The sequence below is a fragment of the Romboutsia sp. D33t1_170424_H2 genome (genome assembly GCF_015669105.1).
Classification (GTDB): Bacteria; Bacillota; Clostridia; order Peptostreptococcales; family Peptostreptococcaceae; genus Romboutsia_C; species Romboutsia_C hominis.
Genome location: NZ_JADOZQ010000007.1, coordinates 1 through 15,494 on the forward strand (window position 1 = coordinate 1; position 15,494 = coordinate 15,494).

Sequence of the window (15,494 nt, forward strand, 5' to 3'; positions counted from 1 at the left end):
CCTTCATCGCTCACGCGGCGTTGCTGCATCAGGCTTTCGCCCATTGTGCAATATTCCCCACTGCTGCCTCCCGTAGGAGTTTGGACCGTGTCTCAGTTCCAATGTGGCCGATCACCCTCTCAGGTCGGCTACTGATCGTCGCCTTGGTAAGCCGTTACCTTACCAACTAGCTAATCAGACGCGGGTCCATCCTGTACCGCCAGAGCTTTGATAAGAAAGCCATGCGACTTTCTCATGTTATCTCGTATTAGCATACCTTTCGGTATGTTATCCGTGTGTACAGGGCAGGTTACCCACGCGTTACTCACCCGTCCGCCGCTCTTTACCGAAGTAAATCGCTCGACTTGCATGTGTTAGGCACGCCGCCAGCGTTCATCCTGAGCCAGGATCAAACTCTCAAATAAAAGTTGTTACCTGCTCAGACTATCATTATCTGAATATCTGGCTTGGTTTGTTTTCGATTCTTTTAAGAATCAGTTATTATAAATTAACCTACTGTTTAATTTTCAAAGTTCTTATTTACACTTTATTTTGTGTTTTTCGTTTTGCCTTTTTCTTAAGGACAAGTAATACTATACCACCTTATTTTTATAACGTCAACACTTTTTCAAAACTTTTTTTAATTTTATTTTGCTATCTTAGTTTCATATATATTTACTTGTTCTCTAGCTTTAGTAATTTCAACACTTCTAGCTTTTTTATTTTTACTTAAATCTAAAATTTTTATTACATCTTTGCAAAAATAAATCATAATTTCTCCAACTAATAAACTAACACATATTAAACATATCCAATTCATAACCCCAAACATACTATTTCCCCCTAAACTTAATTTTATGTATTTTTCTATATTTTTATTAAGCTTTCCTTTATAAAAATTAATCTATATATCTTCATTTTTTATTTTTTTAATATCCTTTCTCCCATTGGGATACTATATTCTTCACTATTTTGTATATTTTTTTAATGATTCTTGCTAAAAATTATATTTTATTATTTAATCTTTTATCAATTTTTTGCATAGTAAATAAGATTTTTAACGCTTAAAATACATTACTTCTAGTTGTAAGCGCTATATTATATTTAAACCTTAATTATCATTAAATCAAAATAAAAACCCTATAAAATAGCTTTTAAAAGCTATTTTATAGGGTTTTTATTCATAATCTATTCTTCGTCTGCTTTGTTGCTTGTAGAGTTATCTATTGGTTTCATTGTTGGGAATAAAATTACGTCTCTTATAGATGGAGAATTTGTTAATAACATCATAACTCTATCTATACCTATTCCTAATCCACCAGTTGGAGGAAGACCTACTTCTAGAGCATTTACGAAATCTTCATCCATATCACAAGCTTCGTCATCTCCTAATTCTTTCTTTCTTAATTGGTCCATAAATCTTTCTTTTTGATCTATTGGATCATTTAACTCAGAGAATGCGTTAGCTAATTCCCACTTATTTGCGAATGCTTCGAATCTATCTGTTTTTCTTGGATCTTCTACATTTCTCTTAGCAAGTGGAGATACTTCAACTGGATGGTGAGTTATAAATGTAGGTTGGATTAACTTATCTTCTCCAAATTCTTCGAACATTGCATTTATAACTTCTCCTCTTCTCATTCCAGGAGTTATTTCTATTCCTTTTTCTTTAGCAACTGCTAAAGCCTCTTCATCTGTGTCTATTTTTGAGAAATCTACACCAGTATATTCTTTAACACAGTCTTCCATAGTCATTCTTCTCCATGGAGGAGTGAAGTCTATTTCAGTTCCTTGATAATTTACCTTCATGCTTCCTGTAGCAGCTTCAGCCATATAAGCTATAACATTTTCAGTTATATCCATCATATCTGTGTAATCTGCATAAGCTTGGTATAATTCTATAGCAGTATACTCTGGGTTATGCTTTATAGACATACCTTCATTTCTAAACATTCTACCCATTTCGTATACTTTATCAAATCCACCAACTATAAGTCTCTTTAAGTATAATTCGTTGGCAATTCTCATGTACATAGGTATATCTAGTGTATTGTGATGAGTTATGAAAGGTCTAGCATTAGCCCCACCAGCTATAGTATTTAATATTGGTGTTTCAACTTCTAAGAATCCTCTTTCATCTAGGAAAGATCTTAAAGCTTTTAATGCTTTAGTTCTAGTTAAGAAAGCATCTTTAACTTCTGGGTTAACTATTAAGTCAACATATCTTTGTCTATATCTTAAATCTTGGTCTTTTAATCCATGATATTTTTCTGGTAATATTTGAAGTGATTTAGATAATAAAACAACTTCATTTGCTTTTACAGAGATTTCTTCTTTTTTAGTCTTGAATACTTCACCTTCAAGCCCTATTATATCTCCTATATCATATGTAGAGAATATAGCATACTCTTCTTCACCTATTCTATCAAGTCTAACGTAGCATTGTATTCTTCCATCTTGATCTTGTATATCGATGAATCCTGCTTTACCTTGAAGTCTCTTACTCATTATACGTCCAGCTATTCTAACTACTTTTCCTTCAAATTCTTCAAAGTTATTTTTTATTTCCATAGAGTTAGTAGTTCTGTCATATCTACTTTGGTGGAAAGGATCTCTTCCCATTTCTTGTAGCTTAGCTAACTTATCTCTTCTTATTTGAAGAACTTCACTAAGTTCTTCTTGAGTTTGATCATTATTCATTTGTTGATCATTATTCATTTGTTTTACCTCCCATATTATCTTTTTATTTCTAATATTTCAAACTTAGCAACTCCGTCTGGTACTTGTACTTCTACAACATCTCCTATAGTTCTTCCTAAAAGAGCTTTTCCTACAGGAGATTCATTTGATATTCTTCCTTCATATGGGTCTGCTTCTGCTGAACCTACTATTGTATATTCAACTTCTTCATCAAATTCAACATCGTTTACTTTAACTATTGAACCTATAGTAACAACATTAACATCTATTTGACTTTCATCTATGATAACAGCTCTTCTTATCATACTTTCTAACTTCATTATTCTCTCTTCAACTTGAGCTTGCTCATTCTTAGCTTCATCATACTCAGAGTTTTCAGATATATCTCCAAAAGATATAGCTACCTTTATTCTATCAGCAACTTCTCTTCTTCTTACAGTTTTTAAAAACTCTACTTCTTCCTCTAACTTATCGAATCCTTCTTGAGTTAACAGTATTTCTTTCTTATCTTCCATGACCCCTACAACTCCTTCACTATGTATTTGGGCATAAGCCCAATTTTTAAATTTTGCTCAAAATATACATTTTTAATTTATGCGCTATATTATAAGTTACTCTTATTTCAATGTCAAGCAGTCTTCCATATACTCACGTAGCTTAGATACTACTTCTTCATGGCTTTCTATCTTATTTATTTCATCTCTAACTCTAGCAGAGTTTTTAAGTCCTTTTAGGTACCAACCTATATGCTTTCTCATTTCTCTTACAGCAACATATTCTCCATGCTCTTTTACCGCTAAATCTAAATGTTTAATAGAAGTGTTTATCTTTTCTTCTAATGTTGGTTCTGGTAATATCTCACCAGTTTGCATGTAATGATTTATTCTCTTGAATATCCATGGGTTACCTTGAGCCCCTCTACCTATCATTATAGCATCACAATTTGTTTTGTCTAATATATTTCTAGCATCTTCTACTGTAAATACATCTCCATTTCCTATGACAGGTATACTTATATTTTTCTTTATTTCACCTATTATATCCCAATCTGCTTTTCCAGAATAATATTGTTCTCTAGTTCTACCATGTATAGCTAAAGCACTTATACCACAAGCTTCTGCTATTTTAGCTATCTCCACTGCATTTATGCTATTGTCGTCCCAACCTTTTCTTATTTTTAAAGTTACTGGCTTATCTGAATTTTTAACTACGGCCTTTAAAACTTCTTCAGCGAGCTTAGGATTTTTCATAAGAGCTGATCCATCACCATTTTTAACAACTTTAGGTGCTGGACATCCCATATTTATATCTAATACTTCATTTGGGTATTCATTCATTATTTGAGCAGCCCTTCCCATAAACTCTGGGTCTGAGCCAAATATTTGAACTGCTACTGGATGCTCTGCATCTTCTATTTTAAGCATTTTTTTAGTATTCTCATCATCATAACATAATGCCTTAGCATTTATCATTTCCGTATAAAGCATTCCACAGTTTTGTTCTTTACATATAAGCCTAAATGGTAAGTCTGTTACACCAGCCATTGGCGATAAAAAGACTTTATTTTCAAGCTCTAAATTTCCTATTTTTATCATTTGTCTCCTCCTATATGATGTATTTTTATTATTTATATATATCCATAAATTAATTCATTATCACAAAATTCATAATTTAGATACATATTTTGAAATTGATTTATTCAAAAAAAGAATTGGGCAAATAACCCAATTCCCTCTATTCTTTGTTCTTCTCGTATATTAATCTTAATCCTTCTAAAGTTAAGTATTTATCTACATAGTCTATAGAATCTGTTTCTGATGCTATAAGAGTTGATAATCCTCCTGTAGCAACAACTTTTATGTTTTCATAATCAAGTTCTTTTTTCATCATTTCTATTATCTTATCAACTAATCCCACATATCCATAAACTATTCCAGCTTGCATAGCTGATACAGTATTTTTGCATACTGTAGTTCCTGGTTTTATAAGTTCAACTCTAGGAAGTTTTGATGCTCTTTGGAATAAAGCTTCACTTGATATCTTTATCCCTGGAGCTATAGTACCTCCTAAGTATTCACCTTTATCAGATATAGCACAGAATGTTGTAGCTGTTCCAAAATCAACTATTATAAGTGGATATTTGTACTTTTCTATACCAGCAACAGCATTTACAATTCTATCTGCCCCTACTTGCTTAGGATTGTCGTATTTTATATTCAATCCTGTTTTTATCCCAGGACCAACTATCTTAGGATTTATGTTACAGTATTTTATACAAAAATTTTCAAGAGAATGCATTACATTTGGTACAACTGAAGATATTATTATATCCTCTATTTCATTTATATCTATATTATCAAATTTAAATAAGTTACTTATTAACATTCCATATTCATCAGACGTCTTTTCTTTGTCTGTGTTTATTCTCCAGTCTTTTATTAACTGTTTTTCTTTATATATACCTAAAACCATATTGGTATTTCCAACATCAAATACTAAAAGCATTTATTATTAACCTTCTTTCTACCTTTTGATGACTTTTTTTAGGGCCATTATAACAGGTGATACTACTAAAGCTCCAATTATCGCTTCAGGTATACCATTTGTTGCTGCAAGAGTAAATATAAATGTTCCTGCAGTAGAAGCACTTGCCCCACTTACTTCAGCAAACCTAGCTCCATATAAGATATAAATCATGCCTAAAACACCTGCTGTGTTTATTATAGAACCTAATCCTCCGGCTAATAATCCTGATATAGATGCTTTTTTAGTTAACTTCATGGCGAATTCATATATATAATACGCTAGTATTCCTATCAACACTCTTGGAAGTATAGACACTAGTGGATTAATAAATGCGAAAGATGTTATCGTAGGTTGAGTCAATGCCTTTATAAGGCTAGTCAGACCAAATATAAACCCTACTGTAGCTCCAACTATAGGACCTTCTATAATTGAACCTATGATAACAGGTACATGCATTATAGTTGCATTAGTGGGTCCTATAGGTATATACCCTATCCCTGGTATCATTGACATCATAATAGATACTGCGGAAAGCACACCTATTATAGCCATCTTTCTTACGTTCACATTTTTTGTAGCTTTTGTTTGCACGTTCATAAAATACACCTCCGTTCCAGCTCATAAAGATGCCGGACTTCTTAAATTATTTAGTTTTTTTAATTCCCTTGATATCAAGTCAGGCTCCTATATCTCAAGGATGCCAGCTGTAACAAGAATAATTGTATCAATAGGAAATAACATTGTCAACAATTCTTAGTTTCCTATTATTTCTTTATATGAAGGTATATTCTTTATAGAATTTGCATTTTTTATTGCATTTATTACACTTTTTTCTACAACCTCTGTAGCTATAGAACTAACTAAAGTTATATCTGACTCTATTTCCCCTGTAGCCATTGTGAAAATTGTATCTCCATCATGAGGTGTATGTATAGGGAATATAGATTTTGCATAACCATTATGTGCCACTTGAGATACTTTCTTGCACCCTGCTTTATCCAGCTTAGCATTAGTAACAACTACCCCTATAGTAGTGTTATCTATGCTAAATCCACCTTTTGAGAATCCTTCTTTCAAAATATCATAAGTGCTAAGATTTTTCTTTTTACTATCATCTAAAACCCCAGCTATTAATTTCCCATCTTCATACACATCTCCAAAAGCATTTACAGCAACTAATGCAGATACAACTAATCCATTTTCTAATTCTATAGAATAGCTTCCTATTCCACCTTTCATACAGTATTCTGGTCCTCTTATCTTTCCTACTGTAGCTCCACATCCTGCACCATAATTACCTTGTCTTAACTCTTTATCTGTGGCAACTTCACAAGCCTTATACCCCATATCTATATTTGGTCTACATTTTGGATCCCCTACTATTAAATCAAATAATACAGCTCCAACTACTATAGGTACTTTAGCTACTCCAACATCAAACCCTATATTATGTTCTTCCAAATATTTGCTTACTCCACATGTAGATTCTAATCCAAATGCAGAGCCACCAGACAGAACAACTGCATGTACTTTTTGTATCATATTTATAGGATCTAATAAATCAGTTTCTCTTGTACCCGGCGCTGAACCTCTAACATCTACTCCACATGTAGCACCTTCTTCACATATAACAACAGTACATCCTGTTAACCCTTCAGTATCTTGAACTTGACCTACTTTTATACCTTTTACATCTAAAATATTGTTATACATATCCTTTAATCCCCCTTATAGAAATCTCTCCTGATATAATCTCTTTAATAGAACCATCATTTCTCTTTATAATTAAATTTCCCTCTTCATTTATATCTAAACATCTAACTAATTCTTTTTCTTCGCCTCTTATGGTGTATATTTCCTTTCCAATTATAGCTGAATGTCTTCTACAAATATCTAAAACTTTTTCTTTTGAATTATTATTTATATACTCTAGATACAGACTTTCAAATTCTAATAATATATTCCTTACTATATCGACTCTAGATACAATATAATTTTCCTTATATAGAGATGTAGCTACATCACATATTTCCTGGGAAAACTCCATAGTTTTTACATTTATTCCAATACCTAAGACAATATGATTAATTCTTTCTATTTCTGCGGATAGTTCAGTTAATATTCCACATATTTTTTTTTCATTTAATATAATGTCGTTTGGCCATTTGATTTTAGCATTTACACCTAGCTTATTTAAAGCTTCCACTATACTTGCTCCTGCTATTAATGTTATGAATGGTGCCTTATATGGAACTATATTTGGTTTAAGTATTATACTCATCCATATTCCTTCATATGAATTAGAATGCCAATTCCTACCTAGCCTACCTCTACCTTTTGTTTGCTCTTCGCTTATAATAACTGCACCTTCAGACTCTTCATTACCTATCTTCTTAGCATAATCATTTGTAGAATCAATTGTGTCGAAATGAATAATTTTCTTACCTAAAATTTTAGTATGTAGATTATGGTATATATTATCATAAGTAAGTAAATCATCAGGCTTTTCTATCAATCTATATCCTTTCTTGTTTACCGATTCAATATTATACCCCTCTTCTCTAAGAGACTTTATATGTTTCCAAACAGCTGCTCTAGATATTCCTAATTTTTTAGATAATTCTTCCCCTGAAATAAATTTACTTTTATTATCTAATATTTCTTGTATTATCTTTTTTCTCATCCTTCACCTCTATCTATATAACATTTATACAACCATATTACTTTTTAATTTATAACTAATTATACATTATCTATTAATATTTTCACATTTCAAATAACTTATAATTTTAATTTATTTTTAATCAACACTACATTAATTAGTATTCTAATAAAATAACTATTTATTTAACACTCTAAAGCTTTATCTATTCAATAAGAATAAAAATATCACCATTCATTATAAAAAGATTTATAACCTATTACATTAACTTTAATTTTATATTTTATTAATATACTAAATGCATTATAGATTTATAGTATAAAAAAGAACCTTGATTAATCAAGGTTCTTTCTTATACTACTTGTTATCTATATCATTTTGAGTAGTGTCTTCATTTGTAGTATTTTCTAGGTTATTATGTTTTACTTCAAACTCTTCTGTTGTTATAGCAGTTGTATCAACTTTAGATTCATTATTTTCTAAAGGCAATTCTTTATCAAAAGCTTTTATAAATTGCTCTGCATCTAAAGTTTCATGTACTAATAATGCTTGAGCTATATACTCTAAACTATCCATATTATCTTGTAGTAATTTTTTAGTTCTAGCATAAGCTTCATCAACTATTCTGCTTACTTCCTTATCTATTTCATAAGCTATTTCTTCTGAGTAATTCTTTTTAGAATTGAAGCTATTTCCTAGGAATACCTCATCCTCTTGATCACCAAATGCCATAGGTCCAAGCTTTGAACTCATTCCATATTTAGTAACCATACTTCTAGCTGTAGATGCTACTCTTTCTAAGTCATTTGATGCTCCTGTAGATATATCATCTAAAACTAATTCTTCAGCAACTCTACCACCTAGTAAGACAACTATATTTTCTTTCATTTCATTCTTTGTTGCGTAGAATTTATCTTCAACAGGAAGTTGCATAGTAAATCCTCCTGCTCTTCCTCTTGGTACTATTGTAACTTGATGAACTGGACTTACATGTTCAAGTACGTGCGCACAAACGGCATGACCTGCTTCATGATATGCTGTAAGTCTTCTTTCAGGTTCACTTATTACTCTAGATTTCTTAGCAACACCTGCTATAACTTTTGTTATAGCTTCTTCTATTGTTTCCATTTGGATTTTCTTTTCTCTTTTTCTAGCTGTTAATATAGCAGCCTCATTCATTAAGTTCTCTATATCTGCTGGAGTAAATCCAGGTGTTCTCTTAGCTAAAACTTCAATATTAACATCATCTGCTAATGGCTTATTCTTAGAATGAACCTTAAATATAGCTTCTCTACCTTTAACATCTGGTGCTCCTACAACTACCTGTCTATCAAATCTTCCTGGTCTAAGTAATGCTGGATCAAGTATATCTGGTCTATTAGTTGCAGCCATTATTATGATTCCTTGATTAACACCAAAACCATCCATTTCAACTAGAAGTTGGTTAAGTGTTTGTTCTCTCTCATCATGACCTCCACCAAGACCTGCTCCTCTTTTTCTACCAACAGCATCTATTTCGTCTATAAATATTATAGCTGGTGCATTCTTTTTAGCTTGTTCAAATAGGTCTCTAACTCTAGATGCCCCTACCCCAACAAACATTTCAACGAAGTCAGAACCACTTATACTAAAGAATGGAACTCCTGCTTCTCCTGCAACTGCTCTTGATAAGTAAGTCTTACCTGTACCCGGAGGACCTACCATAAGTATACCTTTTGGTATTCTTGCTCCTAAATCAATATACTTTTTAGGGTTTTTCAAGAAGTCTACAACTTCTTGTAAATCTTCTTTTTCTTCATTTAAACCTGCTACATCTTTAAATGTAACTCTAGTTTTTTCGTCATCTTTATGAACTTTGGCTTTTGACTTACCGAAGTTCATAACCTTTCCGCCTCCGCCTTGAGACTGATTCATGAAGACAAACCATATTATTACCATGAAGAATATTAATAATAATGTCGGTAACATTTCTACAAACCAAGGAGTTGATGGTCTTGGCTCTCCACCAAACACTAATTTACCTTCCATAGCTTGACTTAAGATTTCATCAGCTAATTTATCTCCCATTACTTCTTTTGGAACATATGACCTAAACTTTACGTTAGAGTTTTTTATAGTTCCTTCTACTGCAGTCCCATCAACAAAATGTATTCTTGATACATTTCCTTTTTCTAATTCTCTATATACCTTAGAGAACTGCATATTTTCTATCTTTTCAGTAGGTTTTCCTGAAAACTGTACTATTCCTACTATGATTATAAATATTAGTAGGTAGAAACCTATTCCCTTGAAAAATTTATTCAAAAGAAGTCCTCCTTTCCTATATCGTTTTATTCTATATTTTCTTAAAGGTAATCTTTAAGACTTCCTTTGTACTATTGTCTATTTTGTAATTTTCACTATTTTTATAATCACCTACACATAAGATACCTTGCTCATCTACTATTATAGGTACATTGCATCTTTCTTCTCTAGGTATTTTTAAATCTATAAATAAGTCTTTTATTTTTTTGCTTCCTGCTGAAAGCTTTATCTTATCGCCTTCTTTTCTACTTCTTACTACTATACCCCCTTTTACTTTATCAAAATCAAAACCTTTAGATTTCTTATCTAGTTTCATACTCTTATATCTATCTATATTCATTGTTTGAGTTTCTAAAACTAAATTAAGTTCTTTTACTTTAATAAAACCGTTACTAGGTAAATTATAACAAAACTCTATAGTTTCGTTAACTATTTCTTTATTAATTAATAGTATAGTATTTTTTCTTCTATATGCAAATATCCCCCTTGGAAGGGTTATCATTTTATCTATCTTTTTATTATCTTCTAATTGCATAATGTCTTCTATATGCTTTTGGTCTACAAAGTTAGTATCTCCAAGTATATGTTTTATACCTTTTCTTAATACCCTTACCTTGATAGCATCATGAAGTTCTGAATACTTTTGTATATCTATTTCGCAGGCATCTTCTTGTAAATTGGAAACTTCTTTAAATTTAATTTCTGATTCTTCTTGGATATAATCGCTGTCAGTTTTTAAACTATTACTCATTCTTACTATAGATTCTATTACATTTGGATTAAAATTATCCTTCATATATGGTATAAGTTCTAATCTTATTTTATTTCTGGTGTATATAGTTTCTAGATTTGTATGATCTATTCTTGGATTTAATTCGTATTCTTCACAATAAGCTTCTATATCTTTTCTATCTATATCTAATATAGGTCTTATTATATTGTTGTCTCTTATATATTCTATTCCTCTTAATCCTTGAAGTCCAGTCCCTCTCATTATTCTCATAAGTATAGTTTCTGCTTGATCATTTAAGTTATGACCTATAGCTATCTTATTAGATTTTGTCTTTTGCTTTATTTCTTCAAACATTTCATATCTAAGTTTTCTTGCACCTTCTTCTACAGATAAACCATTTTCTTTACAGTACTTAGGTACATCTATAGATTTAACAAAGGATGTTACTCCTAAATTTTCACAAAGTTGAGTTATATATAGTGCATCTTTTTGTGCTTCTATACCTCTTATTTGGTGATTTAAATGAGCTGCATATACTTCGATATCTAGTTTTTCTTTTAGTCTATAAAGTATATGTAATAGACAAACAGAGTCTGGTCCCCCAGAAAGTCCTAAAACTATTTTATCTCCATTTTCTATTAGCTTATATTTATTTATAGTACTTAGTACTTTTTCAAATATCATATATTAATACCTCTTACATCTAGTTTTTAGTAACTTTTTATGTATAAAGTTTCTATAAAAAAACTATAAACCCTTGTACGTTTTTTAAAACATTCAAAGTTTAGTATAGTTATTATAATACCAAATAAATTAAATAAAAGGTAGTACTTTAACTACCTTTATAAAATTTATATATTTCTATTATTCTTTAATTTCTAACAAAATATCTATTTTATTTCTACCGTTAAACAAATCCATTATATTTATGTCATAATCTATATTTAATTTTATGCAGTTTTCTGCTTTTTTATCTATTTTTAAATCTCTTGTTTTAGTCTCTATTATAAATAAACCTTGTGGAGTTCTATATTTACTTTCATTTACAACTCCCTTTTCAAAATTCATAGTAGAATTTACTTCACCGAACTTCTTTATACTAACCTTATTATCAGATATTTTAATAGTTGTTGTAGTTGGTTTATCCATTTCCACTTCCTTATAAACTACATATAAATCTTCATTTTTATAGTATATGTTTGCATCAGCCTGTTGTCTAATAGTATCTAGTACTCTTTTCTTTTCATATTGTGTTGTAACTATATTTATTTTAGCATTCACTTCTTTTTCCTCCTAAAACAAATATAAACTTTAGATAATATCTAAAGTTTATATTTGTTGATTAGTACTTTTGTATTTCAACATGATTTACATTATCTATATCTCTTTTTATAAACTCTGTGGCTATACTAGCGAATTTTTCAGGTATATCAGAGACATAGTATTCATAATATACTCTTTCATTACCATCTTTTCTTAATATATCTTCTTCTTCTAGTACTTTTTTCAAATCCATAGCAGTTTCTTTAGCTGGATTCACTAATTTAATATTTTCTCCAACATATTCTCCAATAGTTCTCTTTAATATTGGGTAGTGAGTGCATCCTAGCACTAAAGAGTCTATCCCTTCATTAACTAGCTCTTCTAAATATTTTTCAGCTGTTAGTCTAGCTATTTCTGTATTTGCCCAACCTTCCTCTACTATTGGCACAAATAAATTGCAAGCCTTATCTATTATCTTTATATCTTTATCTATTTTAGCTATTTCTGCATTATAAGCTTTAGAACGTACCGTACCTTCTGTTCCAATAACACCTACTATTTTATTTTTTGTAGAATATGCAGCTGTTCTAGCTCCTGCTTCTATAACACCTATTATAGGTATATCATATTTTTCATTAGCCTCTTTTAAGCATCTAGCAGTAGCTGTATTACAAGCTATAACAATAGCTTTTACACCTTTAGATATTAAAAAGTTTATTGCTTGGAAGGTATATTTCATTACTGTATCCTTTGATCTAGGACCATAGGGAACCCTTGCTGTATCCCCAAAGTAGATTATATTTTCATTAGGTAAGATTTTCATTATTTCTTTTAAGACTGTTAATCCACCTAATCCAGAATCAAATACCCCTATAGGTCTATCACTCATCATAAACACCTGCTTTACTTCTTAGAGTCTATTGCTAACTCTATTAATTTATCTATTAGATTAGAATATTCTAATCCTGTTACTTCCCACATTTTAGGATACATACTTATATTAGTAAACCCTGGTAATGTGTTTATTTCATTTATGAATATTTCTCCTGACTTTCTGTCTATAAAGAAGTCTACTCTTGAAAGTCCTTTACCATCTATTCCTTTAAATGCATCTACTGCCATCTTTCTTATATTTCCCATATCTGCATCACTTATTTTAGCTGGTATTTCATAAGTAGATGCTCCGTTTATATATTTATCCTCATAATCATAGAAATCTTTAGCTGGCTTTATTTCTCCTGCTATAGAAGCCTTAACTTCTTCATTTCCTAAAACAGAAACTTCTATTTCTCTTGCATCTACACCTTGCTCTAAAACTATTCTTGAATCGAATTTTAAAGCTTCATTTATTCCATTTAAAAGTTCTTTTCTATTTGTTGCTTTAGATATACCAACACTTGAACCTAAATTAGCAGGTTTTACAAATACAGGATAATCTAGCTCTCTTTCTATTTTGTTTAGTTCTTCTTCTGTGTTATTGTTAAATACTATTTTAGTTGTATAAGTATAATTTACTTGGGGTAATCCCATTTGAGAGAATACTTTTTTACATACAAGTTTATCCATACCAACGCTTGAAGCTAAAACACCACAACCAACATATGGTATTTGGCTTATCTCAAATAATCCTTGTATTTTACCATCTTCTCCATATGGTCCATGTAAAACTGGGAATAATACGTCTATCTTTTCAAATCTTCCATCTTCAAATTTTATACCTACTTCTCTATTTCCAACAGGTATAAGGTTTATTTCAACATTTTTATTAGCCAAATTCTCCCATTGTCCATTTTTTATGTTTTCTTCACTACCTTCATAATACATCCATCTTCCATCTTTAGTTATCCCTATTGTGAATACATTGTATTTATTTTTATCTATATGTTTATATATTGAAGCAGTTGAAGATAAAGAAACTTCATGCTCTCCTGATTTTCCACCAAATATTAAAGCCACATTAAGTTTGCTCATTAACAATCTCACCTTTCTGGTTTATTTTCTAATTCAAATATTATATGCATTTTACTATCTAAATGATTATTATAGTCCATTATAACAAAAAAATAAAGGAGCCAAGCTCCTTTTTGCGCATTTTTCATCAATTTTCACTATTATTTTGCAAACACATGGTTCCCTATTCTCATATGAGGACTCAAAGTTTTTATCCACTTGCAAGTGGCTATATCTGGATTCCAAAAATATATAGATTCGTTAGTTGGATCGGTTCCATATAAAGCTTCTCTTGCTGCTTTATATGCACTTTCTGTTGGATCCATTTTTATTGAACCATCATTTACAACAGAAAAAGCATTTTTCTGATATATAACATCTCTTATTGTATTTGGAAATCTAGGATCTTTTACTCTATTTATAACAACTGCCGCTACTGCTACCTGACCCTCATAAGATTCTCCTCTGGCTTCTCCTGACACTAATCTAGATAACAATAAAAGCTCATCATTTGTTATGTTTAAAACTTCCTTTTCTTGTTTTTTGGTAATACCTTCTTCTACAGTAGGTACTTCACTTGTTCCTAAATCTTTTCCTTCTGCTAGTACCACATTCGTACATAACAACATGTAGAATAAAATAATTAACGATACTATAGATTTATAGCACCTGCCCATTCTTATGTCACTCCTTTAGTTTTTTAATATTGAATCTATGATTTCTGCTATTTTAAATTTAACTTCTACTCTACTAACTTCTTCTTTAGTTTTATGAGTTATTAAATTGTATTCTTCTTCAGTTAATACTTCCTTTAACTTTTCATCTGTAGCCTTATCTATAACTCCATTTTCTTCATCTATAAAACATAAAGGTGGAAACATTACGCACCACCAATTTTTGCCTGTTCCCTCTCCGATAACTATCTTCAAAGCCTTATATTCCCCTGCTGGAAGAACTACACTTGAATATTGCTTAGTTGGAAAATTACTATATTCTATCCCTACCTTTATGTCATAAGTATATCCATTTTCTTTTATAATATTCTCACTTATTTTTTCTATTTGGTCATATTCATTCTTTATTATTTCTTCACTTTGGCTTATATTTTTTGATTTTGATAGTTTAGGTTGAAGATACTCAATAACCGCATCCCTTACTTTTAGCTTTAGTTCTTGATCTTCATCTGAATCACTATTTGCTATAACATGAAATCTAATTAACTTATCTTTATAATTTTCTGATAATGAATTTATATTTTTGACCTCTCCATTTATAGTTAGTGTCATTAGGCTTATAACGCCTATAAGACTTAATACTAATATTATCAATCTTATCCTTATCTTATTCATAATTATTTCCCCCTCAAAATATTTCTAT

General features: G+C 30.6%; 15 protein-coding genes and 1 rRNA gene. All 16 read right to left on the reverse strand.

Annotation, left to right across the window (positions count from 1 at the left end):
* Window positions 1-404: ribosomal RNA gene (locus I4U66_RS09310) — 16S ribosomal RNA — on the reverse strand; the annotation flags it as partial.
* Window positions 405-625: 221 nt separating this feature from the next.
* Window positions 626-811 (reverse strand): hypothetical protein, encoded by a 186-nt coding sequence (locus I4U66_RS09315; protein ID WP_092921510.1) that lies wholly within the window; start codon window positions 809-811, stop codon window positions 626-628.
* A 356-nt stretch (window positions 812-1,167) separates the two neighbouring features.
* Entirely contained in the window at window positions 1,168-2,697 is a 1,530-nt protein-coding gene (gene lysS, locus I4U66_RS09320) for a lysine--tRNA ligase (protein ID WP_092921512.1), read from the reverse strand.
* A gap of 17 nt (window positions 2,698-2,714) precedes the next feature.
* The gene (gene greA / locus I4U66_RS09325; protein ID WP_092921514.1) at window positions 2,715-3,194 is read right to left on the reverse strand and encodes a transcription elongation factor GreA; all 480 of its coding nucleotides are present in this window, start codon (window positions 3,192-3,194) and stop codon (window positions 2,715-2,717) included.
* A 102-nt stretch (window positions 3,195-3,296) separates the two neighbouring features.
* A complete protein-coding gene (gene dusB, locus I4U66_RS09330) occupies window positions 3,297-4,271 on the reverse strand; it encodes a tRNA dihydrouridine synthase DusB (RefSeq protein ID WP_092921722.1) in 975 nt (324 codons plus the stop codon).
* A 142-nt stretch (window positions 4,272-4,413) separates the two neighbouring features.
* A complete protein-coding gene (locus I4U66_RS09335) occupies window positions 4,414-5,184 on the reverse strand; it encodes a type III pantothenate kinase (RefSeq protein WP_092921516.1) in 771 nt (256 codons plus the stop codon).
* Between the two features lie 18 nt (window positions 5,185-5,202).
* Entirely contained in the window at window positions 5,203-5,802 is a 600-nt protein-coding gene (locus I4U66_RS09340) for an ECF transporter S component (protein WP_242977260.1), read from the reverse strand.
* 156 nt (window positions 5,803-5,958) lie between these two features.
* Window positions 5,959-6,918, reverse strand: a complete 960-nt coding sequence (locus I4U66_RS09345) for a P1 family peptidase (RefSeq protein ID WP_195238348.1) — start codon at window positions 6,916-6,918, stop codon at window positions 5,959-5,961.
* Window positions 6,911-7,888, reverse strand: coding sequence for a biotin--[acetyl-CoA-carboxylase] ligase (locus I4U66_RS09350; RefSeq protein ID WP_195238350.1), 978 nt, complete (start codon window positions 7,886-7,888; stop codon window positions 6,911-6,913). Before I4U66_RS09350 ends, I4U66_RS09345 begins: the two co-directional genes overlap by 8 nt.
* A gap of 336 nt (window positions 7,889-8,224) precedes the next feature.
* Complete coding sequence (gene ftsH, locus I4U66_RS09355; RefSeq protein ID WP_195238352.1) at window positions 8,225-10,171, reverse strand: ATP-dependent zinc metalloprotease FtsH; 1,947 nt, start codon at window positions 10,169-10,171, stop codon at window positions 8,225-8,227.
* 31 nt (window positions 10,172-10,202) lie between these two features.
* The gene (tilS, locus tag I4U66_RS09360) at window positions 10,203-11,588 is read right to left on the reverse strand and encodes a tRNA lysidine(34) synthetase TilS (protein ID WP_195238355.1); all 1,386 of its coding nucleotides are present in this window, start codon (window positions 11,586-11,588) and stop codon (window positions 10,203-10,205) included.
* A gap of 180 nt (window positions 11,589-11,768) precedes the next feature.
* Complete coding sequence (locus I4U66_RS09365) at window positions 11,769-12,185, reverse strand: DUF1934 domain-containing protein (protein ID WP_092921526.1); 417 nt, start codon at window positions 12,183-12,185, stop codon at window positions 11,769-11,771.
* A gap of 61 nt (window positions 12,186-12,246) precedes the next feature.
* Entirely contained in the window at window positions 12,247-13,056 is an 810-nt protein-coding gene (gene murI / locus I4U66_RS09370; protein ID WP_195238427.1) for a glutamate racemase, read from the reverse strand.
* 14 nt (window positions 13,057-13,070) lie between these two features.
* Window positions 13,071-14,138: a D-alanine--D-alanine ligase family protein gene (locus I4U66_RS09375; protein ID WP_195928787.1), complete on the reverse strand. Its 1,068-nt coding sequence runs from the start codon at window positions 14,136-14,138 to the stop codon at window positions 13,071-13,073.
* 140 nt (window positions 14,139-14,278) lie between these two features.
* Window positions 14,279-14,794 carry a cell wall hydrolase gene (locus tag I4U66_RS09380; protein ID WP_166506122.1) on the reverse strand — a complete coding sequence of 172 codons (516 nt, stop codon included), beginning with the start codon at window positions 14,792-14,794 and terminating at the stop codon, window positions 14,279-14,281.
* Window positions 14,795-14,809: 15 nt separating this feature from the next.
* Entirely contained in the window at window positions 14,810-15,466 is a 657-nt protein-coding gene (spoIIR, locus tag I4U66_RS09385; RefSeq protein ID WP_092921532.1) for a stage II sporulation protein R, read from the reverse strand.
* Window positions 15,467-15,494: the final 28 nt, after the last annotated feature.

Bases quoted from the DNA above. Each gene is read 5' to 3' on its own strand.
- I4U66_RS09315 (WP_092921510.1), bottom strand. From the start codon at position 811: ATGTTTGGGGTTATGAATTGGATATGTTTAATATGTGTTAGTTTATTA.
- lysS (WP_092921512.1), bottom strand. From the start codon at position 2,697: ATGAATAATGATCAACAAATGAATAATGATCAAACTCAAGAAGAACTT.
- greA (WP_092921514.1), bottom strand. From the start codon at position 3,194: ATGGAAGATAAGAAAGAAATACTGTTAACTCAAGAAGGATTCGATAAG.
- I4U66_RS09335 (WP_092921516.1), bottom strand. From the start codon at position 5,184: ATGCTTTTAGTATTTGATGTTGGAAATACCAATATGGTTTTAGGTATA.
- I4U66_RS09340 (WP_242977260.1), bottom strand. From the start codon at position 5,802: ATGAACGTGCAAACAAAAGCTACAAAAAATGTGAACGTAAGAAAGATG.
- I4U66_RS09345 (WP_195238348.1), bottom strand. From the start codon at position 6,918: ATGTATAACAATATTTTAGATGTAAAAGGTATAAAAGTAGGTCAAGTT.
- I4U66_RS09350 (WP_195238350.1), bottom strand. From the start codon at position 7,888: ATGAGAAAAAAGATAATACAAGAAATATTAGATAATAAAAGTAAATTT.
- tilS (WP_195238355.1), bottom strand. From the start codon at position 11,588: ATGATATTTGAAAAAGTACTAAGTACTATAAATAAATATAAGCTAATA.
- murI (WP_195238427.1), bottom strand. From the start codon at position 13,056: ATGAGTGATAGACCTATAGGGGTATTTGATTCTGGATTAGGTGGATTA.
- I4U66_RS09375 (WP_195928787.1), bottom strand. From the start codon at position 14,138: ATGAGCAAACTTAATGTGGCTTTAATATTTGGTGGAAAATCAGGAGAG.
- I4U66_RS09380 (WP_166506122.1), bottom strand. From the start codon at position 14,794: ATGGGCAGGTGCTATAAATCTATAGTATCGTTAATTATTTTATTCTAC.
- spoIIR (WP_092921532.1), bottom strand. From the start codon at position 15,466: ATGAATAAGATAAGGATAAGATTGATAATATTAGTATTAAGTCTTATA.